This window comes from Microvirga sp. 17 mud 1-3 (assembly GCF_003151255.1).
Taxonomy (GTDB): domain Bacteria; phylum Pseudomonadota; class Alphaproteobacteria; order Rhizobiales; family Beijerinckiaceae; genus Microvirga.
Genome location: NZ_CP029481.1, coordinates 3,697,798 through 3,723,008 on the forward strand (window position 1 = coordinate 3,697,798; position 25,211 = coordinate 3,723,008).

Annotated in this window: 22 protein-coding genes, 1 tRNA gene and 2 pseudogenes; 12 read left to right on the forward strand and 13 right to left on the reverse strand. The window is 66.3% G+C overall.

From position 1 onward, the window contains the following. Positions 1–27: 27 nt before the first annotated feature. The 3 genes from C4E04_RS17410 to C4E04_RS17420 form a co-directional block, all read right to left on the reverse strand. Positions 28–288 carry a DUF2312 domain-containing protein gene (locus tag C4E04_RS17410; protein ID WP_109599442.1) on the reverse strand — a complete coding sequence of 87 codons (261 nt, stop codon included), beginning with the start codon at positions 286–288 and terminating at the stop codon, positions 28–30. Between the two features lie 79 nt (positions 289–367). Next, entirely contained in the window at positions 368–673 is a 306-nt protein-coding gene (locus C4E04_RS17415) for a DUF1244 domain-containing protein (protein ID WP_109599444.1), read from the reverse strand. 35 nt (positions 674–708) lie between these two features. Further along, positions 709–1,554, reverse strand: coding sequence for an N-formylglutamate amidohydrolase (locus tag C4E04_RS17420; RefSeq protein WP_109601247.1), 846 nt, complete (start codon positions 1,552–1,554; stop codon positions 709–711). 117 nt (positions 1,555–1,671) lie between these two features. Here C4E04_RS17420 and C4E04_RS17425 point away from each other — a divergent pair, with 117 nt between their 5' ends. From C4E04_RS17425 to pyk, 3 genes and pseudogenes are all read left to right on the forward strand, one after another. Further along, positions 1,672–2,595 (forward strand): DMT family transporter, encoded by a 924-nt coding sequence (locus C4E04_RS17425; RefSeq protein ID WP_371682007.1) that lies wholly within the window; start codon positions 1,672–1,674, stop codon positions 2,593–2,595. 206 nt (positions 2,596–2,801) lie between these two features. Further along, positions 2,802–3,251: pseudogene (locus tag C4E04_RS17430) on the forward strand (DUF1036 domain-containing protein); the annotation flags it as partial. Between the two features lie 13 nt (positions 3,252–3,264). Next, positions 3,265–4,701 (forward strand): pyruvate kinase, encoded by a 1,437-nt coding sequence (gene pyk, locus C4E04_RS17435; RefSeq protein ID WP_109601252.1) that lies wholly within the window; start codon positions 3,265–3,267, stop codon positions 4,699–4,701. Positions 4,702–4,977: 276 nt separating this feature from the next. On the opposite strand, the gene C4E04_RS17440 is transcribed toward pyk, so the two are convergent. From C4E04_RS17440 to cpdR, 4 genes are all read right to left on the reverse strand, one after another. Then, entirely contained in the window at positions 4,978–5,577 is a 600-nt protein-coding gene (locus C4E04_RS17440; RefSeq protein ID WP_109599446.1) for a tetratricopeptide repeat protein, read from the reverse strand. 71 nt (positions 5,578–5,648) lie between these two features. Next, complete coding sequence (ykgO, locus tag C4E04_RS17445; protein WP_109599448.1) at positions 5,649–5,774, reverse strand: type B 50S ribosomal protein L36; 126 nt, start codon at positions 5,772–5,774, stop codon at positions 5,649–5,651. A 45-nt stretch (positions 5,775–5,819) separates the two neighbouring features. Further along, a tRNA-Val gene (locus C4E04_RS17450) sits at positions 5,820–5,894 on the reverse strand. A gap of 91 nt (positions 5,895–5,985) precedes the next feature. After that, on the reverse strand, positions 5,986–6,342 hold the full coding sequence (gene cpdR / locus C4E04_RS17455; RefSeq protein ID WP_109599450.1) for a cell cycle two-component system response regulator CpdR: 357 nt from the start codon (positions 6,340–6,342) through the stop codon (positions 5,986–5,988). A gap of 175 nt (positions 6,343–6,517) precedes the next feature. Between cpdR and C4E04_RS17460 the strand changes: the two genes are divergently transcribed. The 4 genes from C4E04_RS17460 (at position 6,518) to hisN (ending at position 9,377) form a co-directional block, all read left to right on the forward strand. Next, complete coding sequence (locus tag C4E04_RS17460; protein WP_109599452.1) at positions 6,518–7,408, forward strand: N-formylglutamate amidohydrolase; 891 nt, start codon at positions 6,518–6,520, stop codon at positions 7,406–7,408. A 327-nt stretch (positions 7,409–7,735) separates the two neighbouring features. After that, positions 7,736–7,873, forward strand: a complete 138-nt coding sequence (locus C4E04_RS20990) for a hypothetical protein (protein WP_162559446.1) — start codon at positions 7,736–7,738, stop codon at positions 7,871–7,873. Positions 7,874–7,953: 80 nt separating this feature from the next. Further along, complete coding sequence (locus tag C4E04_RS17465; RefSeq protein ID WP_109599454.1) at positions 7,954–8,199, forward strand: PsiF family protein; 246 nt, start codon at positions 7,954–7,956, stop codon at positions 8,197–8,199. 395 nt (positions 8,200–8,594) lie between these two features. Then, positions 8,595–9,377, forward strand: coding sequence for a histidinol-phosphatase (gene hisN / locus C4E04_RS17470; protein ID WP_109599456.1), 783 nt, complete (start codon positions 8,595–8,597; stop codon positions 9,375–9,377). Here hisN and C4E04_RS17475 read toward each other — a convergent pair. Further along, positions 9,297–10,403, reverse strand: coding sequence for an alpha/beta hydrolase (locus tag C4E04_RS17475; RefSeq protein ID WP_109601254.1), 1,107 nt, complete (start codon positions 10,401–10,403; stop codon positions 9,297–9,299). The two genes, hisN and C4E04_RS17475, sit on opposite strands and share 81 nt — an antisense overlap. Positions 10,404–10,571: 168 nt before the next feature. On the opposite strand from C4E04_RS17475, the pseudogene C4E04_RS17480 reads away from it, so the two are divergent. Beyond that, positions 10,572–11,032: pseudogene (locus C4E04_RS17480) on the forward strand (Hsp20 family protein). A 179-nt stretch (positions 11,033–11,211) separates the two neighbouring features. Here the strand turns inward: C4E04_RS17480 and C4E04_RS17485 are convergent. Continuing rightward, positions 11,212–12,288 carry a low specificity L-threonine aldolase gene (locus tag C4E04_RS17485; RefSeq protein WP_109599460.1) on the reverse strand — a complete coding sequence of 359 codons (1,077 nt, stop codon included), beginning with the start codon at positions 12,286–12,288 and terminating at the stop codon, positions 11,212–11,214. 491 nt (positions 12,289–12,779) lie between these two features. Here C4E04_RS17485 and gltB point away from each other — a divergent pair, with 491 nt between their 5' ends. After that, positions 12,780–17,516, forward strand: coding sequence for a glutamate synthase large subunit (gene gltB / locus C4E04_RS17490; RefSeq protein WP_371682008.1), 4,737 nt, complete (start codon positions 12,780–12,782; stop codon positions 17,514–17,516). Positions 17,517–17,534: 18 nt separating this feature from the next. After that, positions 17,535–18,956: a glutamate synthase subunit beta gene (locus C4E04_RS17495; protein WP_109599464.1), complete on the forward strand. Its 1,422-nt coding sequence runs from the start codon at positions 17,535–17,537 to the stop codon at positions 18,954–18,956. Between the two features lie 24 nt (positions 18,957–18,980). Here C4E04_RS17495 and C4E04_RS17500 read toward each other — a convergent pair whose 3' ends face one another. Beyond that, positions 18,981–20,252, reverse strand: a complete 1,272-nt coding sequence (locus tag C4E04_RS17500) for a DUF459 domain-containing protein (RefSeq protein WP_162559447.1) — start codon at positions 20,250–20,252, stop codon at positions 18,981–18,983. A gap of 55 nt (positions 20,253–20,307) precedes the next feature. Next, positions 20,308–21,531, reverse strand: coding sequence for a lytic murein transglycosylase (locus tag C4E04_RS17505; RefSeq protein ID WP_109599468.1), 1,224 nt, complete (start codon positions 21,529–21,531; stop codon positions 20,308–20,310). Positions 21,532–21,815: 284 nt separating this feature from the next. On the opposite strand from C4E04_RS17505, the gene C4E04_RS17510 reads away from it, so the two are divergent. Both C4E04_RS17510 and C4E04_RS17515 read left to right on the forward strand, forming a co-directional pair. Continuing rightward, positions 21,816–22,682 carry a UTP--glucose-1-phosphate uridylyltransferase gene (locus C4E04_RS17510; protein WP_109599470.1) on the forward strand — a complete coding sequence of 289 codons (867 nt, stop codon included), beginning with the start codon at positions 21,816–21,818 and terminating at the stop codon, positions 22,680–22,682. 50 nt (positions 22,683–22,732) lie between these two features. Further along, positions 22,733–23,728 (forward strand): SIS domain-containing protein, encoded by a 996-nt coding sequence (locus C4E04_RS17515; RefSeq protein WP_109599472.1) that lies wholly within the window; start codon positions 22,733–22,735, stop codon positions 23,726–23,728. 97 nt (positions 23,729–23,825) lie between these two features. On the opposite strand, the gene C4E04_RS17520 is transcribed toward C4E04_RS17515, so the two are convergent. Together C4E04_RS17520 and C4E04_RS17525 are read right to left on the reverse strand one after the other, a co-directional pair. Continuing rightward, on the reverse strand, positions 23,826–24,275 hold the full coding sequence (locus C4E04_RS17520) for an NfeD family protein (RefSeq protein WP_109599474.1): 450 nt from the start codon (positions 24,273–24,275) through the stop codon (positions 23,826–23,828). After that, positions 24,272–25,186, reverse strand: coding sequence for an SPFH domain-containing protein (locus C4E04_RS17525; RefSeq protein ID WP_109601256.1), 915 nt, complete (start codon positions 25,184–25,186; stop codon positions 24,272–24,274). The genes C4E04_RS17520 and C4E04_RS17525 overlap by 4 nt, the downstream gene beginning before the upstream one ends. Positions 25,187–25,211: the final 25 nt, after the last annotated feature.

Below are 25,211 nucleotides of genomic sequence, written 5' to 3' on the forward strand. Positions count from 1 at the left end.
GTTTTCGTCCACGGTCCCGAAAGGAACTCAGCCGGCCATTCCGAGTGCCTGCATGTAGAGTTCGAGGATCGCCTCCTCCTCCTGCCGCTCGGCATAGTCGCGCTTGCGCAGGGCGATGATCTTGCGGAGGACCTTGGTGTCGAAGCCGTTGCCCTTGGCCTCGGCATAGACGTCCTTGATGTCGCCTGCGATGCCGGCCTTTTCTTCCTCGAGGCGCTCGATGCGCTCGATGAAGGCCTTCAGCTGGTCGGCTGCGACGGATTCGGTTTGAAAAGCTGCGTCATCCATAAATACTTGCCTTTGACTGGTGGCGCTGGCGCCAGGATCGGGTTCGACGAAACGGTAAGGTCATTTGGTTGAAGCCGTTTTAATGGCTCGGCTTGGATTCTTCAAAGGCCTTGAGTTGCCCCTGCGTCGCCTCCGTCTGGTACCGCGCCTTCCACTCCTCGTAAGGCATGCCGTAGACATAAGTCCGGCTCTCCTCCTTCGAGAGCGTAACCCCACTCGCGTCCGCCTCCTCCTTGAGCCAGTTCGAGAGGCAGTTGCGGCAGAAGCCCGCGAGATTCATGAGGTCGATGTTCTGGACGTCCGTCCGCTCGCGCAGATGCTGCAGGAGCCGACGGAACGCGGCCGCCTCGAGCCGGGTCCGGGTTTCGGGATCGATCTCGGTCATGGGGTCACCTTGCAGATGTGATGGACCTTTAGTTGCTAATGCCGGCGCAGACGGTCCCGGGTGCGGGTCGGCTGGGGCGCCGGAATCCTGAGATCCGCATCGGCCAGGAGAGGGGTGAGAAGCCGCGCGAAACGCTCCGCCCATTCCTCCTGGCCCGCCTCGGCGGCGATCAGGTCCTGCCGGATCTCAACCAGGGCGCTGGCGAGGCCGCGCCGCGTGGCGTGCCGGTCCACCGTATCGCCGAGGAGCGCGCCGTCATAGGGCTCGTTGTCGCCGACGACGAGGCCCTCCTCGGCCTGCAGGGCCTCGATCAGCGGCCGGGCATAGCGCGCATCCGCATCCCACAAAATCCCCACATGCCAGGGCCTGGGCCAGCCGCGCCAGATGGGCGTGAAGCTGTGGATCGTGACGATCACCGGCGGGTGGCCTGCCGCCATGGCGCGCTCGACGGCGGTCGAAACGGCCGCGTCGTAGGGGTCGTAGAAGCGTCGGATCCGCTCCTGCACCTCCTCGTCCGTGATACGGGCATTGCCCGGAACCACGGCCCCGTCGGAGAGGCGCATCACGAGGGTGGGATCGTCCCGGCCCCGGTTGGGGTCGATGATGAGGCGGGAGAAGCGCGTCAGCACCGCCGGAGCGTTTAGGCGCCGGGCCAGGGAGCGGGTCACGCCTGCCGCCCCGATATCGTAGGCGATGTGCCGCTGGAATTCGGTGGGCGGGAGGCCGAGATCGCCGAGATCCGGCGGAACCGCATTGGACGCATGGTCGCACAGGAGCAGGACGCCGGATTCGACCGCCCCCTCGATGGTCTCGACGGGCCAGGGCGCGGAAGCGGTTTCTTCGGCGGGATCTTCGCGCCGGAGCGCAGGGGAGAGAGTCATGGAACGGAACGGCAAGCGGATCAGGGTTGAAGAGAAGCCTTATCCTGCCCTAGGAAGGCTGACAACGCGACCTTCCGGCACCGGCACGGCCGCACGCCCCAGCACCGACGAGCGCCCATGCCCCCGACCCGCATGTCCACCCCCTCCCCCCAGGCACGCCTCGACACGGGCTTCGCGTCCGCCTTCACGGCCCTCTGCCTCGGGGCCGTCGCGATGGGCATCTCGCCGATTTTCGTCCGCTATGCCTCGGCCGATGTGGGGCCTTTCGCGAGCGCCTTCTGGCGCGTCTTCCTGGCCCTGCCGCTCCTCTACGGCTGGATGCGGATCGAGGAGGCGCGCAATCCTCAAGCCCCCCGCGCCTCCTTCCCCAAGCCCACGATCCTGGCCGGGCTCGCCTTCACGGGGGATCTGCTCTTCTGGCACCTGTCGATCCTCGAGACCACGGTCGCCAACGCCACCTTCTTCGCCACCACGGCGCCGTTCTTCGTCGTCCTGGTCACCTGGCTCGTCCTGAAGCAGCGGATCGCGGCCGGCACCATCGCGGGCCTCGGCTTCTGCCTCCTGGGCGGCACCGCCCTGATCGGCCAGAGCCTCCATGTGGATCCAGCCCGGATCCGCGGCGACATGTTCGGTCTCGCGACCGCATTCTTCTTCGGCCTCTACTTCATCTTCGCCGGCCGGGCGCGCGCCGTGGCGGGCGCAGCCCGGGTCACGTTCGAAAGCGGGGTCATCACGTCCGCGGCGCTCCTCGTCGTCGCGCTCGTCCTCGACGGCCGCGTCCTGCCGCAGACGGGCCAGGGCGTCGCGGCTCTGGTGGCCATGGCGTTCATCAGCCATGCGGGCGGCCAGGGGCTCCTCGCCATCGCGCTCGGACGCCTCTCCCCGGTCTTCTCATCCCTCGTGATCTTCCTGGAGGCCGTGGCGGCGGCACTCTTCGGCTGGCTCCTCCTGGGCGAGGCGCTGACGCCCGTGCAGGCGCTCGGCGGCGCGGCCATCCTGGCCGGCATCTGGGTCGCGCGACCGAGGTCGGCAAAGTCCTAGCCGGCAAAGGACCGATCCCTTCCACGCCTCTCCGTTCGAGGGGGGTTGCGGGCTTTTCTCCCTTCAAAACGACACGCCCGCCCCCGCCCGGTGCCTGCCGGGAGGATTAGGGCTTGATGCGACGACGCTTCTGGCCGACAAGGATTCGACATACTTCCCGAAGCATTGTGCATCCGCATTATCCGAACCGACTCACGACACCATCCATGATTGCCGGATTCCTCCCATCGGTCTGCAGCGGGCGGCGAAGCCTTGGGCTCCTGGCCGCCGTTCTCGGGACAGGCCTGCTGGCTGCCTCTCCGGCGCGGGCGGATCTGCGCATGTGCAACATGACGTCGAGCCGTGTGGGCGTGTCGCTCGGCTATCGGGACAGCCAGGGCTGGGTGACGGAAGGCTGGTGGAACCTGGAAGCCCGGGCCTGCGAGACCCTTCTGAAAGGCCAGCTCGCGAGCCGCTTCTTCTATGTCTACGCCATCGACTACGATCGCGGAGGCGAGTGGAGCGGGCGCTCCTTCATGTGTACCCGTGAGCGGGAATTCACGATCCGCGGGACGGAAGACTGCCTCGCCAGAGGCTTCGATCGCAACGGCTTCTTCGAAGTCGATACAGGTGAACAGAAGAGCTGGACCATCCAGCTCACAGAAACTAATCGCCCGGGGGGCAATGATGATGAGACGCGCACGGCGCACGAAGATCCTCGCAACCTTGGGGCCGGCCTCCGAGAACCCGGAGATGGTGGAACGCCTCTTCAGGGCGGGGGCCGACGTGTTCCGCCTGAACATGAGCCACCTGCCTCGCGAGAAGCTGAAGGAGCGGGTCGAGATGATCCGCGGCGTGGAGGCGAAGTTCAAGCGCCCCATCGCGATCCTGGCCGACCTTCAGGGCCCGAAGCTGCGCGTCGGCACCTTTGCGGGCGACAGCGCAATGCTCGAGAAGGGCCAGACCTTCACGCTCGACGCCGACAAGGCTCCCGGCAGTGCGGAGCGCGTGCACCTGCCCCACCCGGAAATTCTCGAGTCTCTGGAGCCGGGCCACACCGTCCTCATCGACGATGGCAAGCTGCGCCTACGCGTGAAGAGCGTGAAGCCGGGCGTCGTCGTCACGGAGGTGGAGGTCGCGGGCAAGATCATGAACCGCAAGGGCGTGAGCCTTCCCGACACGGTGATCCCCGTCGCAGCCATGACCGAGAAGGACCGCTCCGATCTGGAAGCGGCGCTGGATGCGGGCGTGGACTGGATCGCCCTGTCCTTCGTGCAGCGCCCTGAGGATGTGGCGGAAGTCAAGAAAGTGGCCCGCGGCCGGGCGCTCGTCATGTCCAAGCTCGAGAAGCCCCAGGCCATCGCCCGGCTCGACGAGATCATGGAGATTTCCGATGCCGTGATGGTCGCCCGCGGCGATCTCGGCGTCGAGATGCCCCTCGAGAAGGTGCCAGGCATCCAGAAGCGCATCATCCGTGCGGCGCGCAAGCTCGGAAAGCCCGTCGTGGTCGCGACCCAGATGCTGGAATCGATGATCACCGCGCCCGTCCCGACCCGCGCCGAGGTCTCGGACGTCGCGACCGCCGTCTATGACGGCGCCGACGCCGTGATGCTGTCGGCCGAAAGCGCCTCGGGCCAATTTCCCATCGAGGCGGTGACCACCATGAACCGCATCGCCGAAGAGGTGGAGCAGGACCAGAGCTACTGGTCCATCGTCAGGGCCCAGGCTTCAGAGCCGGAGGCGACCGGATCGGACGCCATCGCGGCCGGCACCTACCAGATCGCCGAGACGCTGCATCTCAGGACGATCGCGGCCTGGACCTCGTCCGGCGCCACGGCCTTCCGCCTGGCCCGCGAGCGGCCGAACTCGACCGTGATCGCGCTCACGCCCAACATCAATACGGCCCGGCGCCTCGCCCTCGTGTGGGGCACGCATCCGATCCGCACCAAGGACGCCAGCGACATCGACGACATGGCCTTCCGGGCCTGCAAGTTCGCCGTACGCGAAGGTTTCTCGGAGATCGGCGAGCGCATCATCATCGTGGCGGGCGTGCCCTTCGGTACCCCGGGCGCGACCAACATGGTCCGCATCGCCTTCGTCAACAGCGAGCACGCCGCCAAGGCCTGAACCTCCGCGGGGAGCGCCGACACGCGCTCCTCGCCTGCGGACCTCGCGTGTTCGTGGAAGGCGCTACCGCGCCCTCTCCCCCCTTGTGGGGGGAGAGTTGGAGAGGGGGGTGTGAGCGCCACGTTCTGAAGGTCCTGCGCCGACATCCCCACCCTAACCCTCCCCACAAGGGGGAGGGAATCTTGTCGCGCATCCTCGCCTGCCCATCCTGGCCGGGCTTATCCCGGGGATGACGAAGAAGGGTGAAGGGACGCCCTTATCTTCCCGTGATGCCGTCTAAAGGTCCTGTCCTTCGATCTCGGGCCCGAGATGGGACACGATGGTCTCGATGTCCGAGGTCTGCGGGCGAATCTTCAGCACCTTGCGATAGGCCGCGAGCGCCTGCGCCTTCTCGTCGGAGGCCATGAACAGGTGCCCGAGGGCCGTCCAGGCGCCGAAATGGCGAGGCTCCAGCTCCACGGCCCGGTTCAGATCGGCAAGAGCGCTCACCGGATCGTCGAGCATATAGAAGACCAGGGCGCGCCGGTACCAAGCCTCGGCCCATTGCGGCTCGAGGGTCAGGATACGGTCGAGCAATTCGACCGAGAGGGGATAATCCTTGTCCTCGACGGCCTTGCCGGCGCGGGTCAGGAGAAGGTCGGCTGTGTCGGAGCCGGAGCGGGACAGGCGGCGCTCGATGAGGGACGCGATTCCGTCTGCCTCCCGCTCGCTGCCCGCCTTGGCGAGGCGCTCGAACAGGCTGTCCAGGGTGACGGCCCGCGGCGCTGAGCGGCTGGGGGCCGGGGGGGCATCCTGCGGGCGCCCGTCATCCTGCGCGAAGCCCGGAGGCGCCACGAGGCTGAAGGCCAGGATCAGAGGTAACGCAAAAAAGCGCATGCCGGGATTCTAGGATCCCGGCATGCGCCGTCAATTCGCAATTGCGTGCGGCAAAAGCCGCCCGTCGAAGCTTAGCCCTGGCGGGCCTTGTAGCGCTTCTGCGTCTTGTTGATGATGTAGATGCGGCCCTTGCGACGAACCAGCTGGTTGTCGCGGTGACGGCCGCGCAGCGACTTCAACGAGTTACGGATCTTCATGTCCGATCTCCTGCAGCAGCCTCACGGGGAAGGCCGACGAAAGAATGGTGGGCGCGGCTGGGATCGAACCAGCGACCCCTACGATGTCAACGTAGTGCTCTCCCGCTGAGCTACGCGCCCTTGAAACGGCGAATTTTCAGGTCCCGCTTCAGGTGTGGAGCGCGATATACCGGCAAGCGCGCGGGGACGCAAGCCATGATCGCGACCTTTTTCAGGCCGCCATCATTTTATCGACCTCGTTCACCAGATCGCGCAGGTGGAAGGGCTTGGACAGCACCTTGGCCTCCCGCGGAGCCTGGGAATCGGGGTTCAGCGCCACAGCCGCGAAGCCGGTGATGAACATCACCTTGATGTCCGGATCGAGCTCGGTCGCCCGGCGAGCCAGCTCGATTCCGTCCATCTCGGGCATGACGATGTCGGTCAGGAGCAGCTCGAAGGGTTCCTCGCGCAGCCTGTTATAGGCCGAGAGGCCATTGTCGAACGAGGCCACGTCGTAGCCGGCGTTCTCCAGCGCCTTCACGAGGAAGCGCCGCATGTCATTATCGTCTTCGGCAAGAAGGATCTTCATCGCCGCCAACCTCGAATCGTCACGAACGTCCCCGTCTTGATGCCCGCTCCGGGTAAATAAGCCGTGAAAGAACGACGCATCCCGTCAACGATATTGCCATGGACAGAATATGGCGCTGCCTTACACTATCCCCAGCCCTTTCCCTGTCACCAGTTCAAGATCCCAAAAAAATCGGATGCGGCCAGCCATCACCGACGAGTTCGAACCTCCCTTTGTCGTCATCGAGCCAGCCGGCCAGACGGTGCCCTTCGTGTTCAATGTCCCCCATGCGGGAGCGATCTACCCGGCCTCCTTCCTGGCGGCTTCGCGCCTGGATGCGCTGGCGCTGCGCCGCTCGGAGGACGCCTATGTGGACGAGCTCTTCGCTCCCGTGGTCGACCTGGGCGCCCCGCTCATGACGGCCCGCTTCCCCCGGGCCTATCTGGACCTGAACCGGGAGCCCTACGAGCTCGATTCCCGCATGTTCGAAGGGCGCCTGCCGCCCTTCGCCAATACCCGCTCCATGCGCGTGGCAGGGGGGCTCGGCACCGTTCCGCGCATCGTGGCCGACGGGCAGGAGATCTATGCGACGCGCCTGCCGGTCGACGAGGCCCTCCAGCGGATTGAATGGCTCTACAAGCCCTATCATCGCGCCCTGCGGCAGCTCATCCGGCGCACGGCCCAGACCTTCGGCCAGTCCTTCCTGATCGATTGCCACTCCATGCCCTCGACCAGCGTCAGCCGGGATGACGGAGCCAAGGCGGACATCGTGCTCGGCGACCGCTACGGCACGAGCTGTACGCCCCTTCTCATCGAACTGACGGAAGCAGCCCTGCGCGGGCGCGGCTACACCGTGATCCGCAACAAGCCCTATGCTGGGGGCTTCATCACCGAGCATTACGGGGAGCCGACTCTCGACCGGCATGCCCTGCAGGTGGAAATCAACCGGTCGATCTACATGGACGAGCGCAGCCTGCAGAAGAAGCCGGGCTTCGGAAGTCTGGCTCAGGACCTCGCCCTTGCGTTTTCCGAAGTGATCGAGACCCTTGCGGGCGAACGGCCGCCCCAGCAGATCGCGGCCGAGTAGAGCCGCCGGGCGACTGACCGGACAAGAAAAAAGGCCGCTGTTGCCAGCGGCCCGAAGTTTAGGGAGGAAACGCCCAAAAGGGCAGCAACAGAGCGACGCCGTCGCCCTATCGCAAGACACGAGATAGTTCGGGTCTGAACGGTTCGCAAGACCGAAAGGGCAGCATCGCTGCCCTTTTTTATGGCATCGCTGCGACATTTGGCACGCCCCGAGGCATTGCGCCGGCGCCCTCACCGTGGTGGCATGGGGTTCGCGACGGGCACATGCATGGCGCCGGAACGGCCTGTCACAAGAATGAGATATCCGGCAGATAGGGGCACCTGCATCATGAGCCCGAACGACAAATACGATCTGGACCTCCTGGGCGATCCGCCCTCCGCCACCCTGCACTGCCCCCGATGGCTTCCCCTCTTCCTGCTCGGGATCGGCCTGATGGGCATCGTCTGGCATCACGGCTTCGGCTGAGCCCTCACGCTCCTTCCGGGTGATTGCCTTCGGACCTCGGCGCCCTAGCCTCTCAGGGGTTATTCCCGGGAGATACACCCATGAAAGCCATAGCTGCAGCCTTCGTCCTGATCCTCTGCGCCGGAAGTGCCTATGCGGCCGAGAGTTCCTGCACGGCGCAGGCAACCGAGAAGAAGCTCGCAGGAGCCGCCAAGACCAGCTTCATGACCAAATGCGAGCGGGACATGAAAGCCTCCTGCGACACGCAGGCGACAGAGAAGAAGCTTAGCGGCGCCGCCAAGACGAGCTTCACTAACAAATGCGTGAAGGATTCCGTCGGGATGTGATGCGTATAGGCGGTCACACGCCAGGCTGACCCGACCACAGGTGAGCCCTGAAAAGAAAAAAGGCCGCTGTTGCCAGCGGCCCGAAGTTTAGGGAGGAAACGCCCAAGAAGGGCTACGATACGGCGACGCCATCGCCATATCGCACTGCACAATATAAAGTGCGCCGCACAATTCGCAAGGAAAAATTCAAGCTGGGCCATGCCTCAGACGCATGCCAGCTTGGCGCCGGGACAATATCCCTTTCGGGCTCTGTGCACAGACGACGAAAAGCCCGTTCGTCCGCCCAACCGCCTCAAGCCCTCTTGCCGCGGCAGGCGCGGTTGATAAAAGCGGGGCAGCGACGGATTGCGGCACGTGCCGCTCCGCGAAGCGACGGCACAGGGGCACCGGGCGGCATGAGGCTCATCGACTTCACCCATTTCGTCAACGAGCTCGCCACGGTCTCGGGCCGGGCGATCCTGCCCTTCTTCCGCAGCAGCATCGCCGCCGAGGACAAGTCCCGCGGCGGCGCCTTCGATCCGGTGACCGAGGCGGACCGGGCGAGCGAGGCCGCCATGCGCCAGCTCATCAAGCGCACCTTCCCGACCCATGGCATCGTCGGAGAGGAATTCGGCGCCGAGAGAGAGGATGCCGAATATGTGTGGGTGCTCGATCCCATCGACGGCACCCGCGCGTTCATCGCCGGCCTGCCCACCTGGGGCACCCTGATCGGGCTGACCCGGCATGGGCGTCCGGCGTACGGCATGATGCACCAGCCCTTCACGGGCGAGCGCTTCTTCGGCGACGGCGGCCGCTCGACCTATTGCGGCCCCGGAGGCGAACGCACGCTGATGACCCGCCGCTGCGCCTCGCTCAAGGACGCCATCATCTCGACCACCAGCCCCAAGCTTTTCGCCGGGGAGGAGCTGCGAGCCTATGACCGGGTGGAGAGTGTGGCACGCCTCGCCCGCTACGGCTGTGACTGCTACGCCTATTGCATGCTGGCGGCCGGGCATATCGATCTGGTGGTGGAATCCGGCCTCAAGCCCTACGACATCGTCGCCCTGATCCCGATCATCGAGGGCGCGGGCGGGATCGTCACTGCCTGGGACGGCGGGTCAGCCGCTCAGGGCGGGCGCATCGTCGCGGCGGGGGACCGCCGGGTCCATGCCGCTGCCGTCGAGCTCCTCAGCCGCTAGGGCCTGTTCCGCTTCGACCTCCTCCACGCTCTCAAGTGCGGCCACCGCATCGGGGCTGCCCGGAATGAAGGCATCGAAGGCGGCCCAGAACTGCTCGCGGATATCGTTCCGCTCCATCATGACCTCGTGCCGCGCCCCGGGAATTACGATGGCGTGGCCAGCCTTCAGGCGAGACGCGAAGCGCTCGGTGGCGGGCGTCGCACAGACGGGATCCGCTCCGGCGGCCAGAATCAGGGTCGGCAGGCGGATCTTCAGCGCATAGGCCGGATCGGTGAAGCCTTTCATGAAGCGGAAGGCCGAATCGAGCCAGGCGACGGTCGGGGCCCCGATCGCCCCGGCGCCGATCGCGCTCGCGGCCTCCGCATTGCGGGCATAGCGCTCCGGATCGCTCGTCAGCCGGTTGCCCTTGAAGGGCTTGGTCGAAATCGACGTCTCGCCCCCTCCCGGCACGAAGGCCCGCCCAAAGCCGAGCCACCGCATCAGTCGGACGACGACCACCGCGGTCCTGACGGACCTGATCATGCTCAAGGCAATCATCGGGGTCGTCGTCACGAGGCGGCGGAAGGGCAGCCAGCTTTCATAGGCGGCGCTCAGCGCGATGGCCCCACCCATGGAATGGGCCAGGGCGAAATGAGGCTCCGGCAGGTGCGGGAGGAGCACCTGATCCCGCACCGCCTCCAGATCGTGCCGATAATCGGCGAAGCGGCGCACATGGCCCTTGCGAGGGTTCTTCACCTGCCGGTCCGAAAGCCCCTGCCCGCGCCAGTCGAAGGCCGCCACGGCGAAGCCCCGGTCCAGCAACTCGCCGATCACCTCGAAATACTTTTCGATGAATTCCGCCCGGCCCTGGAGGATGCACACCGTTCCCTTCGGCGCCTCGGAGGCTGGCATCCAGAAGGCCGCCCGGAGGGTCAGGCCGTCCTTCGTCCTGACGCTGACGAGGGTCGGCTCGTCCGGCATGGGGTTGTTCGGCGTGGGAGCGAGCTGCACGGGAAGGGTCTCGGAACACGGATCGAGGGATTTCATATAGGGCATTTTTCGGCAGAGCCAGCGGCTTCGCGGCCCCTCTTGAAAGGAATGATTCCTTCACCCACATCACAAACGTGCCGGCCAAGAAGGCGGCACAAACCCTGAAGATCCAGCCTCTTACGGTGGATCGAAAACCGCATGTTGCTTCACGTGGAGAATGTGCCTATGCGACAGTTTGATCTTGCCCCCTGTACCGCAACACGGTCGGCTTCGACCGTCTTTTCTCGATGCTCGACCAGTTCGTCGGCGTCGATGCGGCCCCCAGCTACCCGCCCTACAATATCGAGCGCACCGGCGAGAACGCCTACCGCATCTCGGTCGCGGTGGCCGGCTTCACCGACCAGGACCTCACCATCGAGGTGAAGGAGAACTCCCTCTCGATCCGCGGTGAGAAGAAGAACTCCGACGAGCGCAAGACCGATGTCCTCTACCAGGGCATTGCGGCGCGCACGTTCGAGCGGCGCTTCCAGCTCGCCGACGGCGTCCAAGTGGTCGGCGCGGCCCTCGAGAACGGCCTGCTCCATGTGGACCTCGTCCGAGAGATCCCGGAGGCCAAGAAGCCGAAGCTGATCCCGATCGGCACCAACGGCGCTTCCCGCACCATCGAGGCCCGGCAGGCCGCGTAACTTCGGCGCTCTCGCAGAGACCGCACAAAAAATGCGCCCCGGCCATCCGGGGCGCAATGCTTTTCGTTTCTTATTGTTCAGGCCTGGTCCTTTGAGCCCCGCCGGGGTTGGAGGCACCCCGTCATTGGTCTCGGGGGGACAGATTGTCGGAGAATGCGGCAGGGTTAGGGCGAGGCCTCCTATTCCGCCGCCTGCCGGGACAAAGCCGCCCGGGCCGCATCCAGGAAACGGCGCACCTCCTCCTCGGGCGTCGCATAGGACACCACAAGGCGGATCAGGGCCTCGTCCGGCCCAACCTTTTCGCCCTCGGGCAGGCTCGCCTCGGTCCAGCCCATGAAGGCGGCGCCGGCGGCCCTCAGGGCATCGGCGGCTGTTTGGGGCAGGATCGGGAAGACCTCGTTCGCCTCCGCCGGCCAGGCGAGGCGGATGCCCGGAAGCCGTGTCAGCCCCTCGGCAAGGAGCCCGGCCATCCGGTTGGCATGGCGCGCATTGTCCAGCCAGTGATCCCCGGCGAAATAGCCCTCCAGCTGCGCCGAAATGAAGCGCCCCTTCGAGATGATCTGCCCCGCGCGCTTGGTCCGGTGTTCGAGCGCCTCCGCCAGGTCCGGCCGGAACACCACCACGGCCTCGGCCATGAGGCAGCCGTTCTTGGTCGCGCCGAAGGACAGGATGTCGACCCCCTGCTTCCAGGTCATCTCGGCGGGCGTGCAGCCAAGCGATACGAGCGCGTTGACAAAGCGGGCCCCGTCCATGTGAAGCGCCATGCCGTGGTCGCGGCACACGGCGCTGAGATGCGCGATCTCGTCCGGCCGGTAGACGGTGCCGCATTCCGTCGCCTGAGCGATCGAGAGCGCTTTCGGCGGCATCTGCTTCGCGGCCCTCGGCAGGCCGTCGAGATAGGCCCGGACCGTATCGGCCGAGAGCTTGGCCCCCTCCCCCGGAAGCCCGATGAGCTTCGCGCCATGCATATAGAATTCCGGCGCGCCGCACTCGTCGTCGATCACATGCGCCTCCCGGTGGCACACACACAGCCCCCAGGGCGGCACGGCCGAGGACAGGGCGAGCGCGTTCGAGGCCGTGCCCGTCGTCACCAGGATGATCGAGACCTCCCGCTCGAAGATCTCGGCGAAGCGTGCCTTGATCCGCCGGGTGATCTCGTCCGCCCCGTAAGCCGGCATCGTTCCTGCATTGGCCCGGGCGAGGGCCTCCATCACCGGGGCGCTGGCGCCCACGATGTTGTCGCTCACGAAATTCATGACTCGTTCTCCTTGCGACGCGCAGCCTCGCCAGCCTGAGGATCATGTCAAGGTCATTGACCCTTCGGAGAAGCCTTTCGTCGGCCCGCCCCGAAACCATGCCTTTGTTACACGCCGAAGGGCCTGCTTGAAACTTTTGTCTAAAACTTTTCCAAACCCTCTTGTGCGGTGCGTCGAGTTCTGGCACCTTGCCTGTATTAGGACAGCGATACTGTCCCATCTGGAGCGTTCGCGCTCCCCTTCGTCCCTGAGGTTTTCTTGATGCTTCGCACCCCGCGAACGAAACGAGATGCCACAACAACCGCCCCCAAAACGTGGGCGGAACGGGCGACTCTGGGCTGAAGACAGGCCCAAGGCAGCCCGCGAGGAACGGGCTCCCTCCAGGAACCCACCCCTCCAAGAAACGCTAGAAGCGGCGGGCTCCGGATCTTCACTGACATCCGGCGGTCCCAAAAGCCGCCCCGAACACTCGATATGACCCGTTCGCCTGGATGCGAGGATCTGGAATGACCGACGTGCCGATGAAGAGCCTGCCGACCGACGTCCCGAGCCGCACGGCCGCCACGACGGATACGACCCGCACGGCTACGGACCCCGCCTTCCCGGCCCGCCAGGGCCTCTACGATCCGGCGAACGAGAAGGATTCCTGCGGCGTCGGCTTCATCGCCGACATGAAGAACCGCAAGTCCCACACCATCGTCGAGCAGGGCCTTCAGATCCTTCACAACCTCGACCATCGCGGTGCGGTCGGCGCCGATCCGAAGACCGGGGACGGCTGCGGCATCCTGGTCCAGGTTCCGCACCGGTTCTTCGCGGCCGAATGCGCCAAGCTCGGCATCTGGCTGCCGGAGGCAGGCGCCTACGGCGTCGGTCACCTGTTCATGCCCCGCGACCCGGACGGCCTGAAGCTCGTGGAGGAGATCGTCACCAAGGCGATCACCGACGAGGGCCTGCAGGTTCTGGGCTGGCGCGACGTGCCGGTCGATTCCAGCGATCTCGGCGAGAGCATCAAGGCGTCCGAGCCCGTCCACCGGCAGATCTTCGTCGGCAAGGGCAAGGGAATGGACGACCCGGAGACCTTCGAGCGGCGCCTGTTCCTGGCCCGCAAGGTGATCTCCAACGCGGTCTACGACATGAAGGACCCGCGCACGGCCGGCTATTACCCGGTCTCCCTGTCGTCGCGCACCATCGTCTACAAGGGCATGGTGCTGGTGACCCAGCTCGGGAACTACTATCGCGATCTCCAGGATCCGCGCTTCGAGAGCGCCATCGCGCTCGTGCACCAGCGCTTCGCCACCAACACCTTCCCGACCTGGCAGCTCGCCCACCCGTACCGCATGGTCGCCCATAACGGCGAGATCAACACCCTGCGCGGCAACGTGAACTGGATGGCGGCCCGCCAGGCCTCGGTCGATTCCGAAGAGCTCTTCGGCAACGACATCTCGAAGCTCTGGCCGATCTCCTACGAAGGCCAGTCCGACACCGCCTGCTTCGACAATGCCCTCGAATTCCTGGTGCGCGGCGGCTATTCGCTGGCGCACGCCATGATGATGCTGATCCCCGAGGCCTGGGCCGGCAACCCGCTCATGGACGAGGACCGGCGCGCCTTCTACGAATACCACGCCGCTCTCATGGAGCCGTGGGATGGCCCAGCCGCCGTGTGCTTCACGGACGGCAAGCAGATCGGCGCGACCCTCGACCGCAACGGCCTGCGCCCTGCCCGCTATCTCGTGACCGATGACGGCCTCGTGGTGCTCGCCTCCGAGATGGGCGTGCTGCCGATTCCGGAGGAGAAGATCGTCGAGAAGTGGCGCCTGCAACCGGGCAAGATGCTGCTCATCGACCTGGAAGAGGGCCGCATCGTCTCCGACGACGAGATCAAGCAGCAGCTCTCGCAGGCGCATCCCTACAAGGATTGGCTGAAGCGCACGCAGATCGTGCTGGAGGACCTGAAGCCCGTGCAGGCGCGGGAATCCCGCACCGACGTGTCGCTCCTCGACCGCCAGCAGGCCTTCGGCTACACGCAGGAAGACCTGAAGCTTCTCATGCAGCCCATGGCCGTCACGGGCCAGGAGGCGGTAGGCTCCATGGGATCGGACACGCCGATCTCGGCGCTCTCCAGCAAGCCGAAGCTCCTCTACACCTACTTCAAGCAGAACTTCGCCCAGGTGACGAACCCGCCGATCGATCCGATCCGCGAGGAGCTCGTCATGAGCCTCGTGTCGTTCATCGGCCCGCGCCCGAACATTCTCGATCTCGAAGGCACATCTCGCCGCAAGCGCCTGGAAGTCCGCCAGCCGATCCTCACCAACGAGGATTTGGAGAAGATCCGCTGCATCGGCCATTTCGAGGACCGCTTCGACACCAAGACGCTGGACATCACCTATCCGGCAGAGCTCGGCGCGGCGGCGCTCGACGGCGCCCTCGACCGGCTCTGCGACCGCGCAGAGGCGGCCGTGCACGGCGGCTACAACATCATCATCCTGTCCGACCGCATGGTGGGGCCGGACCGCATCCCGATCCCGGCGCTCCTCGCCACCGCGGCGGTCCACAACTACCTGATCCGCAAGGGCCTGCGCACCTCCGTCGGCCTCGTGGTGGAATCGGGCGAGCCGCGCGAGATTCATCACTTCGCGTGCCTTGCCGGATACGGCGCCGAGGCGATCAACCCGTATCTCGCCTTCGAGACCATCATGGCCATGCACCGGGAGGGTGAGCTGCCGGGCGAGGTGGACGAGGAGGAAGCGGTCAAGCGCTACATCAAGTCCATCGGCAAGGGCCTGCTCAAGGTCATGTCCAAGATGGGCATCTCCACTTACCAGTCCTATTGCGGCGCGCAGATCTTCGACGCGGTCGGCCTGAAGTCCGAATTCGTGAACCGGGACTTCTTCGGCACCGCCACCATGATCGAGGGCATCGGCATGGACGAGGTGGCGACCGAGAACGTGCAGCGCCACCGTGATGCCTTCGGCGATGCGCCGGTCTACCGCAACATGCTCGACGTGGGCGGCGAATATGCCTACCGCATCCGCGGCGAGGAACACGCCTGGAACCCCGACACGGTGGCGACGCTCCAGCATGCGGTGCGCCTCAACGCGCAGGACCGCTATCGTGAGTTCGCCCGGCTCGTGAACGAGCAGGAGACCAGCCTCAAGACCATCCGCGGCCTCTTCCGCATCAAGCTCGCCGAGGAGGCCGGACGCCCATCCGTTCCGCTCGAAGAGGTGGAGCCCGCGCACGAGATCGTGAAGCGCTTCTCCACCGGTGCCATGTCGTTCGGCTCGATCTCCAAGGAGGCGCACGAGACCCTGGCGCTCGCCATGAACACCATCGGCGGCAAGTCCAATACCGGCGAGGGCGGCGAGGAGCCGGAGCGCTTCCGGCCCCTCCCCGATGGGCGCTCCAAACGCTCGGCCATCAAGCAGGTGGCCTCCGGCCGCTTCGGCGTGACGACCGAATACCTCGTCAATGCCGACATGATGCAGATCAAGGTGGCTCAGGGCGCGAAGCCCGGCGAGGGCGGCCAGCTTCCGGGCCACAAGGTCGACGCGAAGATCGCCCGCGTGCGCCACTCCACGCCGGGCGTCGGCCTCATCTCGCCGCCGCCGCACCACGACATCTATTCCATCGAGGATCTGGCGCAGCTCATCTTCGATTTGAAGAACGTCAACCCGTCGGCGGATGTCTCCGTGAAGCTCGTCTCGGAGGTCGGCGTCGGCACGGTGGCGGCGGGCGTCGCCAAGGCACGGGCCGACCACATCACCGTCTCGGGCTTCGAGGGCGGCACGGGCGCATCTCCGCTCACGTCCCTCAAGCATGCGGGCTCGCCCTGGGAGATCGGCCTTGCGGAGACGCAGCAGACCCTGGTGCTAAACCGCCTGCGTGGACGCGTGGCGCTCCAGGCCGACGGCGGCCTGCGCACGGGCCGGGACGTCATCATCGCGGCGCTTCTCGGCGCCGACGAATACGGCTTCTCGACCGCACCGCTGATCGCGGCCGGCTGCATCATGATGCGCAAGTGCCACCTCAACACCTGCCCTGTCGGCGTCGCGACGCAGGATCCTGTTCTGCGCAAGCGGTTCAAGGGTTTGCCGGAGCACGTGATCAACTACTTCTTCTTCGTCGCCGAGGAAGTGCGCGAGCTGATGGCCGAGATGGGCTTCCGCACCCTCAACGAGATGATCGGCCTGTCCGACCTCCTCGACAAGAAGGCCGCCATCGACCACTGGAAGGCGAAGGGTCTCGATTTCTCAAGGCTCTTCCACAAGCCGGAGGTCGGCCCGGACGTCGCGATTCACCACACCGAACGCCAGGTCCACCCGATCGCCAATGTGCTCGACCGCGCCTTCCTGGCGAAGGCCGGGCCGGCCCTCGAGAAGGGCGAGCCGGTGGTCATCGAGGAGGCTGTGCGCAGCGCCGACCGCGCGGTGGGCGCCATGCTCTCCGGCGAGGTCGCCAAGCGCTACGGTCATGAGGGTCTGCCCGACGACACGATCACCGTGAAGCTGAAAGGCACGGCAGGCCAGAGCTTCGGCGCGTGGCTCGCAGCCGGCGTGACTCTCGCGCTGGAAGGCGAGGCCAACGACTATGTCGGCAAAGGCCTGTCGGGCGGCAAGCTCATCATCCGGCCGGCCACGGGCTCGAAGGCGGTGCCGGAGCGCTCCATCATCGTCGGCAACACGGTGATGTACGGCGCCATCGCGGGCGAGGCCTATTTCCGCGGCGTCGCGGGCGAGCGCTTTGCGGTGCGCAATTCCGGCGCCATCGCGGTGGTGGAAGGCACGGGCGACCACGGCTGCGAATACATGACCGGCGGCCTCGTGGTCGTGCTCGGCCAGACCGGCCGCAACTTCGCGGCCGGCATGTCGGGCGGCATCGCCTACGTGCTTGACGAGGACGGCAGCTTCGCCAAGCGCTGCAACCTCTCCATGGTCGATCTCGAACCCGTCGAGGAGGAAGAGGAGCTGATGCGCCGCGTGCTGCATCACGGCGGCGACCTGGAGACCAAGGGGCGCATCGACATCCTCGCCAACATGTCGGGCTCGGACGAGGAGCGGCTCATGCAGCTCATCACCAACCACCACACCTATACGGGATCGGCGCGCGCCAAGGACATCCTCGACAACTGGGCGACCTACCGGACGAAGTTCGTGAAGGTGATGCCGGTCGAGTATCGCCGCGCGCTTCAGGAAATGGATCGGCTGCGTACCTTGCAGGCGGCGGAATAAGGATCAGGGGCAATTCCAATGGGCAAGGTCACAGGCTTTCTCGAATACGACCGCCAGGAGCAGAAGTACCAGCTCGCCGGCGAACGCGTGCGCCATTTCCGCGAATTCACGCTGCCGCTCGACGACAACGACCTGAAAAAGCAGGCGGGGCGCTGCATGGATTGCGGCATCCCGTTCTGCCACGGGCCGACGGGCTGCCCGGTGCACAATCAGATTCCCGACTGGAACGATCTCGTCTGGTCCGACGACTGGGAGGCGGCGGCACGCAACCTGCACTCCACCAACAACTTCCCGGAATTCACGGGCCGCATCTGCCCGGCGCCCTGTGAGGAAGCCTGCACGCTCAACCTCGAGAACCAGCCGGTCACCATCAAGACCATCGAGCAGGCCATCGCCGACAAAGCCTGGGAGATGGGCTGGATCAAGCCCGAGATCGTCGAGACCTCCACGGGCAAGCGCGTGGCGATCATCGGTTCCGGCCCCGCCGGCCTGGCGGCTGCGCAGCAGCTCGCCCGTGCGGGCCACGAGGTCCATGTCTACGAGCGCGAGGCGAAGCCCGGCGGCCTGCTGCGCTACGGCATTCCGGACTTCAAGATGGAGAAGTACCACATCGACCGTCGCGTGAAGCAAATGGAGGCCGAGGGCGTCATCTTCCATTGCGGCGTGAATGTCGGCGTGGACAAGAACTTCGCGTCTCTCCACAACGAGTACGACGCCGTGCTCTTCGCGGGCGGCGCGGAGGACCCGCGCGATCCTGGCCTGCCGGGCCAGGACCTCTCGGGCGTGCATTTCGCGATGCCTTACCTCACCCAGTCCAACAAGCGCTTGGGGCAGGAAGAGGTCGCCGGTGAACCGATCCTGGCGGCCGGCAAGCACGTGGTGGTGATCGGCGGCGGCGACACGGCCTCCGACTGCGTCGGCACTGCCTTCCGCCAGGGCGCGCTTTCGGTGACTCAACTCGACATTCGCCCCAAGCCGCCGGAGCGGGAGGACAAGCTGACCGTGTGGCCCTACTGGCCGACGAAGATGCGCACCTCTTCGAGCCAAGCCGAGGGCGCCGAGCGCGAATTTCAGGCGGCGACGCTCGGAATCGAGGGCAAGAAGGGCCGGGTCGTGGGTGTGCAATGCGCCCGTGTGGACGAGAAGCGCCAGCCGATCCCGGGCAGCGAGTTCACCCTCAAGGCCGACCTCGTCTTCCTCGCCATCGGCTTTGCGGGTTCGGTGAAGAAGGGTCTCCTGGAGGAATCGGGCGTCGCCCTCGACCGGCGCGGCAACGTGGTCGCCAACGACGAGGACTACAGGACCTCGAGCGACAAGGTCTTCGTGGCCGGCGACATGCGCCGCGGCCAGTCCCTGGTGGTCTGGGCAATCCGTGAAGGCCGTCAGGCCGCCCGCGCTATCGACGAGCACCTGATGGGGGCGAGCAACCTGCCGCGCTAACGGCAGGCCCTGCCCGCACCCGCCTCAGGTCGGCGGCCAGCGGAAATCGTCGGCCCGGCCCGGCCTCGAACTGGGCGCGATGCCGTTCCGCAGGGCGCGCTGGATTGGGTAGGCCTGATCTCCGTTGAGCTTCGGCTGGGTGGAGATCAGCGTGCCGCTCGGGGTCACTTCCGGCCGATTCAGGGGCAGCACGGGGCCGATCAGGGGCTTGGAGGGGAGGGATACGGGCCCTGCCGCCTCCGGCAGAGCCGGAAGAGCGGCCTCGATGGAATCGGTCTGCGTCGCGCCAGGCGTGCCCTCCACGGGCTGCGGCAGGGCCGCGCTCGCTGCACCGGCCTGCCCCGCCGCGATGATGCGCTTGATCTCCGCATCGGCGAAATGGGCGAGCTTGCGGGCACCGGCCTTGGTGAAGAGGCCCCCGTCATTCGTCCTGAGCTTGGCCGGCTGGCCGTCCACGTCGGGCCCGGTGACGGTATAGCGATTGTCTTCGTCCACGAAGCCGGGCCAGATGTCCACATAGGCCCCGCCATTGCGCTGGACGCTCTCGCGGAAGATCTCGTTCATGGCGAGGAGATCCTCGGAAACCGCCTCGCTCTTCATGGGCGGCAGACCGATCCAGACCACGGGAATCCCGCGCTCGCGGAAGACATGCAACACTGCATCCACGTGCTGGCGGTACGATTCACGCCAGGCGGGCGAAAGGGGCTCGTGCTCGCCGCCCTGGTCCTTGACCGAAACCCGGTCCTTCGCGCCGATCATGACGACCGCGAGGCTGGCCTTCTGGCCGCCGTCCAGGACCTCCCGGATATAGGCGGGCCAGTCCTCGCTTTCCGAGCGCAGGAGACCGCCCTCCTCCTTCGTCTTTCGCACCACGGCGACGTCGTCGGAATCGGCATAGAGATCGGCGATGCCCTGACCGGCGAAACCCGCAAAGGCATCCCCGAAGACGACGACCTGCGTGGCCGCATTGGTCTTCGGCTTCTCCTGACGCGTTGTGGCGACGGGTGGCGGAGCGGCCCGGCGCGGCCGCGCCACGGGCTTGCGGGCTTGGGGCGGAGGCTCGTCCTGCACGCCGAAGAGCCTCCGCAGGCTGAAGCCCTGCTGGGGAGCCGGCTGGACGAGTTTGCCGGGATAATAGCCGGGCGGATAGGCGCGCAGGTCCCGCCGGCCCGGCGGGGGAGGAGCGCCGTAGGGGGGATATTGCGGGTAGACGGGCTGCGCCCAGGCCGAAAGGCTGCCGGTGAAGAGGAGCGGCAGGGCCATCATCAGCAGGCGAAGCACGGTTCTCAAATGCATCAGCGGTTCCATCGGGCCCGGACCGGCTCCTTTATAGAGCCGCGCCGGCGCCCCGTCAGCGGGCCGCGCGCAATTCTCGCAGGAGCGCGAGGTCGGCGTAGCCGTCCGGAATCAAGCCTCGCCGCAGCTGGAAGTTCCGCACCGCTACCCGGGTCTTGGACCCGAGCTTGCCGTCCGCATCCCCATCGTAGAAACCGAGGCCGGCCAGATGCTTCTGCAGCTCTTCGCGCTGGTCCTTGTCGAGGAGCGGCCGGTCCTTCGGCCACGCGGCCTGGATCGCCTGCCCGCCCATGACCCGGTCCCCGAGATGGGCGACGCCCATCGCGTAAGAGTCGGAGGAATTATAGGATTTGATCACGTCGTAATTGTCCGTGACCAGGAAGCTGGGGCCGCTCGCCCCGCCCGGCAGGAAAAGGGTCGCCTCCCCCGAACGCGGGAAAGCCTTCCCGTCCGCCCGGCGCACGCCCAGGGCATCCCAGCTTGCGAATCCCTGCCGCAGGTTGCGGAAGTCGAATCCTTTCGGCAGCTTCACCTCGAAGCCCCAGGGCAGCCCCGGCTGCCAGCCCTGCTGGCGCAGGTAATTGGCCGTGGAGGCGAGCGCATCGGGCACCGAGGTCCAGATGTCGCGGACCCCGTCCCGGTTGCCGTCCACGGCGAACTTCATGAAGCTCGAGGGCATGAACTGGGTCTGACCCATGGCGCCAGCCCAGGAGCCCAGCATCTTGTCCCGGTCGATATGGTCGTTCTCCAGGATCTGGAGCGCCGTCAGGAGCTCCTCCTTGAAGAAGTCGCCCCTGTAGCGGGTATAGGCCAGGGTCGACAGGGCCCGGATCACGTAGATGGAGCCCGTGAAGCTGCCGAAATTGGTCTCCATGCCCCAGACGCCGAGAACGACCGAGCGGGGCACCCCATAGGTGCGCTCGACCATGTCGAGGGTGCGCGACCATTCGGCCGCCATCTTCCGCCCCCGCTCCAGGCGCTGCGCGGACACGGAGCCTTCCACATAGTCCCAGATCGGCCGGACGAACTCGGATTGCTTCCGGGTCAGGGCGATGATCTTCGAATCGGGCTCGACCCCGCGGAAGGCCGCCTCGAAGGTGGCGCGGGACACGCCGCGGGCCTTGGCCTCGGGCCAGAGATCCTGGACGAAGGCCTGGAAATTTCCGCGCGCCTGGGCCTGCGCCGGCGGAATCACGGCCCCGCGCCCGCAGGTCAGGGCAAGGCCCAGAAGGAGCACACCGCCAAAGAGGTGGCGCGCGAGTCGAATCGGCTTCTGCATAGGGGTCACTCACGGTCAGGACGGATGCAGGATCCCGCCATGCGACCTTATGAAGGTTAAAAGCTGGTTGATAGAGGCAATTTCTGCGGCGTTCCGCTCCATTTGGGAGCCCGGACGCGGCCCCTTAACCTTGGCGCTTCAGCCGCAATTCATGTCCGCCCGTCCAAAAGGAAGGCGCCCGGCTGCAACAAGACCTTCATTCGGGCGTTATAGGATGGTCGAACCTTGACAGTTCTCCTTACCCGTTCCTCCCTAAGGTCGTCTCTTGCCCAATGGCTCACTCCATGAAGCGTATCCGTAAAGCCGTCCTGCCCGTCGCCGGTCTCGGCACCCGTTTCCTGCCGGCCACCAAGGCCGTTCCGAAGGAAATGCTCTGCGTGGTGGATCGCCCCGTCGTGCAGCACGTGGTTGACGATGCCCGCGCGGCCGGCATCGAGCACTTCGTCTTCGTGACCGGCCGTAACAAGGCCGTGATCGAAGATCATTTCGACATCGCCTACGAGCTGAACCAGACCCTGGAGAGCCGCCAGAAGACCAAGGAGCTGGAGGCCCTCGCCAAAGACCAGTTTGCGGCCGGCCGCACGAGCTTCACCCGCCAGCAGGAGCCCCTGGGCCTCGGCCATGCGGTCTGGTGCGCCCGTGAGATCGTGGGCGACGAGCCCTTCGCGGTGATCCTCCCGGATATGCTCAGCCGCGGCTCCATGTCCCAGATGATCGGCGCCTACGAGAAGCACGGCGGCAACATCATCGCCGTGGAGGAAGTGCCGCACGACCAGACCCACCAGTACGGCATCGTCTCGGTGGGGCAGGAATTCGGCCAGACCTTCGAGATCACCGGCATGGTCGAAAAGCCGCCGAAGGGCACCGCCCCCTCCAACTACATCATTTCCGGCCGCTACATCCTCCAGCCCGAGATCTTCGACCTGCTCTCCAACCAGGAGCGCGGCGCCGGCAACGAGATCCAGCTCACCGATTCGATGATCCGCCTCATGAAGGACCAGCCCTTCTTCGGCATGAAGTACGAGGGCAGGACCTACGACACCGGGTCCAAGATCGGCTTCCTCATGGCGAATGTGGCCTATGCGCTCGAGCGGGACGATTTGGGGCCGGATTTCCGCCGGGAGCTGGAGGCGCTGCTGCGCCAAAAGTAAGCGGGGCGCGGGGTTTTGCCCCGCCGCCACTCCATGCTAGAGGGGCGGCCATGACATCGGCACACCCCCTTCCCTCCTCCCCGGACCAGGCCGTGGCCTCGGCCCTGCGCACCCTCGGCACCGAGCGGGACGGCCTGACCGCCCTGATGGACGCCCTCGACAATGGCCTGGGCGCCGTGTTCACGGCCGCGGTCGAGACCATCGCGTCCTCCCGCGGCCGGGTTATCGTGACCGGGATCGGCAAATCGGGGCACATCGCCCGCAAGATCGTCGCGACCCTCGCGTCGACCGGCACCCCGGCCCATTACGTGCATCCCGCCGAGGCGAGCCACGGGGATCTCGGCATGGTGCAGCCGGAGGACGTGATCATCGCCCTGTCCTGGTCGGGCGAGACCGCCGAACTCGCCGACATCATCGGCTACGCGAAGCGCTTCCGGGTGCCGCTGATCGCGCTCACGTCCAACGCCGCCTCGACCCTCGGCCATGCGGCCAGCCTTTGCCTGACCCTGCCGAAGGCCCAGGAGGCCTGTCCCAACGGACTGGCGCCCACCACCTCCACGACCATGCAGCTCGCCCTGGGCGATGCGCTTGCGGTGGCGCTTCTGGAAAAGCGGGGCTTCACGGCGGAGCATTTCCGGGTCTACCACCCGGGCGGCAAGCTCGGCGCGCGGCTCAAGCTCGTCCGCGACGTCATGCACAAGAACGAGCGCCTGCCGATCGTCGGCATCGAGGCCCGCATGGACGAGGCCATCGAGGAGATCGGCCGCAAGGGCTTCGGGTCCGTCATCGTGGTCCATCCGGACGGCACGCTTGCGGGCATCGTCACGGACGGGGACCTGCGGCGGAACCTGAAGCCAGACCTCGGCACGCTTCCGGTCACGGCCGTCATGACCCGGACGCCGCGCACCATCGCGCCCGACGAACTCCTGGCCTCGGCCCTGGAGATCCAGGAAAGCTCAAAAATCACCGCCCTGATCGTGGTCGAGAACAGCCGCCCGGTCGGCCTCGTGCACTATCTCGACCTGCTGCGCGCCGGAGCGGCCTGAAGCGCCGGGCGTGAGACCGAACCCAGGCCCGATCCCTCAAGTTTGTGCTTGTTAAGTACCGAACGCAAAACCATTTCCCGCCTTTGCGTTCGGTACCTTAAGGATCATCCACAACAAGGGTCGAGCCCTCGACCCGGACGACGCGCACTTTCGCGCCGGCGAAGCGGTCGGCGCCCGTCACGCGCCAGGACGAATCGTCCACACGGATGCGCCCCTCCCCGTCCTTGATGGGTGTTTCCAGAACGAAGACGCGGCCGACGAGGGACTGCCCGCGCCGGTTGAGATGATCCGCCCCCGTATCCTGCTGGAGGAGCGGACGCATGACGGCCCGGCCGACCAGCACCATCACGACGCAGAGCACGGCAAAGAGCAGGGATGCGGCCTGCCATGACAGGCCGAACACCGCGTCGACCACCCCGGTCGCCAGGGCCGCGAGCGCCAGCCAGATGAAGAAGACACCCGGCGCCAGAAGCTCGATGACGGCCAGGATGAGCCCGAGGAGAATCCAGGCCCAGGGCCCCAGGCTGGCGAGCAGGCCGGCGATCATGGACGCTCCGCCGCCCCGATGACCGTGGGAACGCTGCGCGCGGGCTTCGCCGTGCCGCCGTCGCCGAAGACCGATTTCGTGATCTCGGCGATGCCGCCGAGCGTTCCGGCGAGGCCTGCCGCCTCGATGGGCACGATCACGACCTTCTGGTTGGGAGCCGTTGCGATGGCCCGGAGGGCGTCCACGTATTTCTCGGCCACGAGGAAGTTGGCGGCCGCAAGATCGCCGCCCGTGATCGCATCGCTTACCATGGAGGTCGCCTTGGCCTCCGCCTCAGCCTGACGCTCCCGGCCCTCCGCGTCGCGGAACGCCGCTTCCTTGCGTCCTTCCGCGGCCAGGATCTGCGCCTGTTTCTGGCCTTCGGCGCGCAGGATCTCCGCCTGGCGCAGGCCCTCCGCCTCGAGCACGGCGGCGCGCTTCTCGCGTTCCGCCTTCATCTGCCGGGCCATGGCGCCCGCAAGGTCGGCGGGCGGAACGATGTCCTTGATCTCGACCCGGGTCACCTTGGCGCCCCAGGGGGAGGCCGCCGCATCGACGACGCGCAGGAGCCGCTCGTTGATCTCGTCCCGGTGGGACAGGAGCTGGTCAAGATCCATGGAGCCCACGACCGTGCGGATATTGGTCATGGTGAGCATCAGGAGCGCCTGGTTGAGGTTCGAGACCTCATAGGAGGCGCGCGCCGCATCGAGCACCTGGAAGAACGCGACCGCGTCGATGGTGACGCCCGCATTGTCGCGCGTGAAGGCCTCCTGGCTCGGAACGTCGAGCACCTGCTCCATGACGTTCACCTTCTTCCCGACCTGCTCGATATAGGGCACGATCAGGCCGAGGCCGGGGCTCAAGGTGCGGGAATAGCGCCCGAACCGCTCCACCGTATAGGCATAGCCCTGCGGAACGGTCCTGATCCCCATGGCGATCGTCACGACGACCACGAAG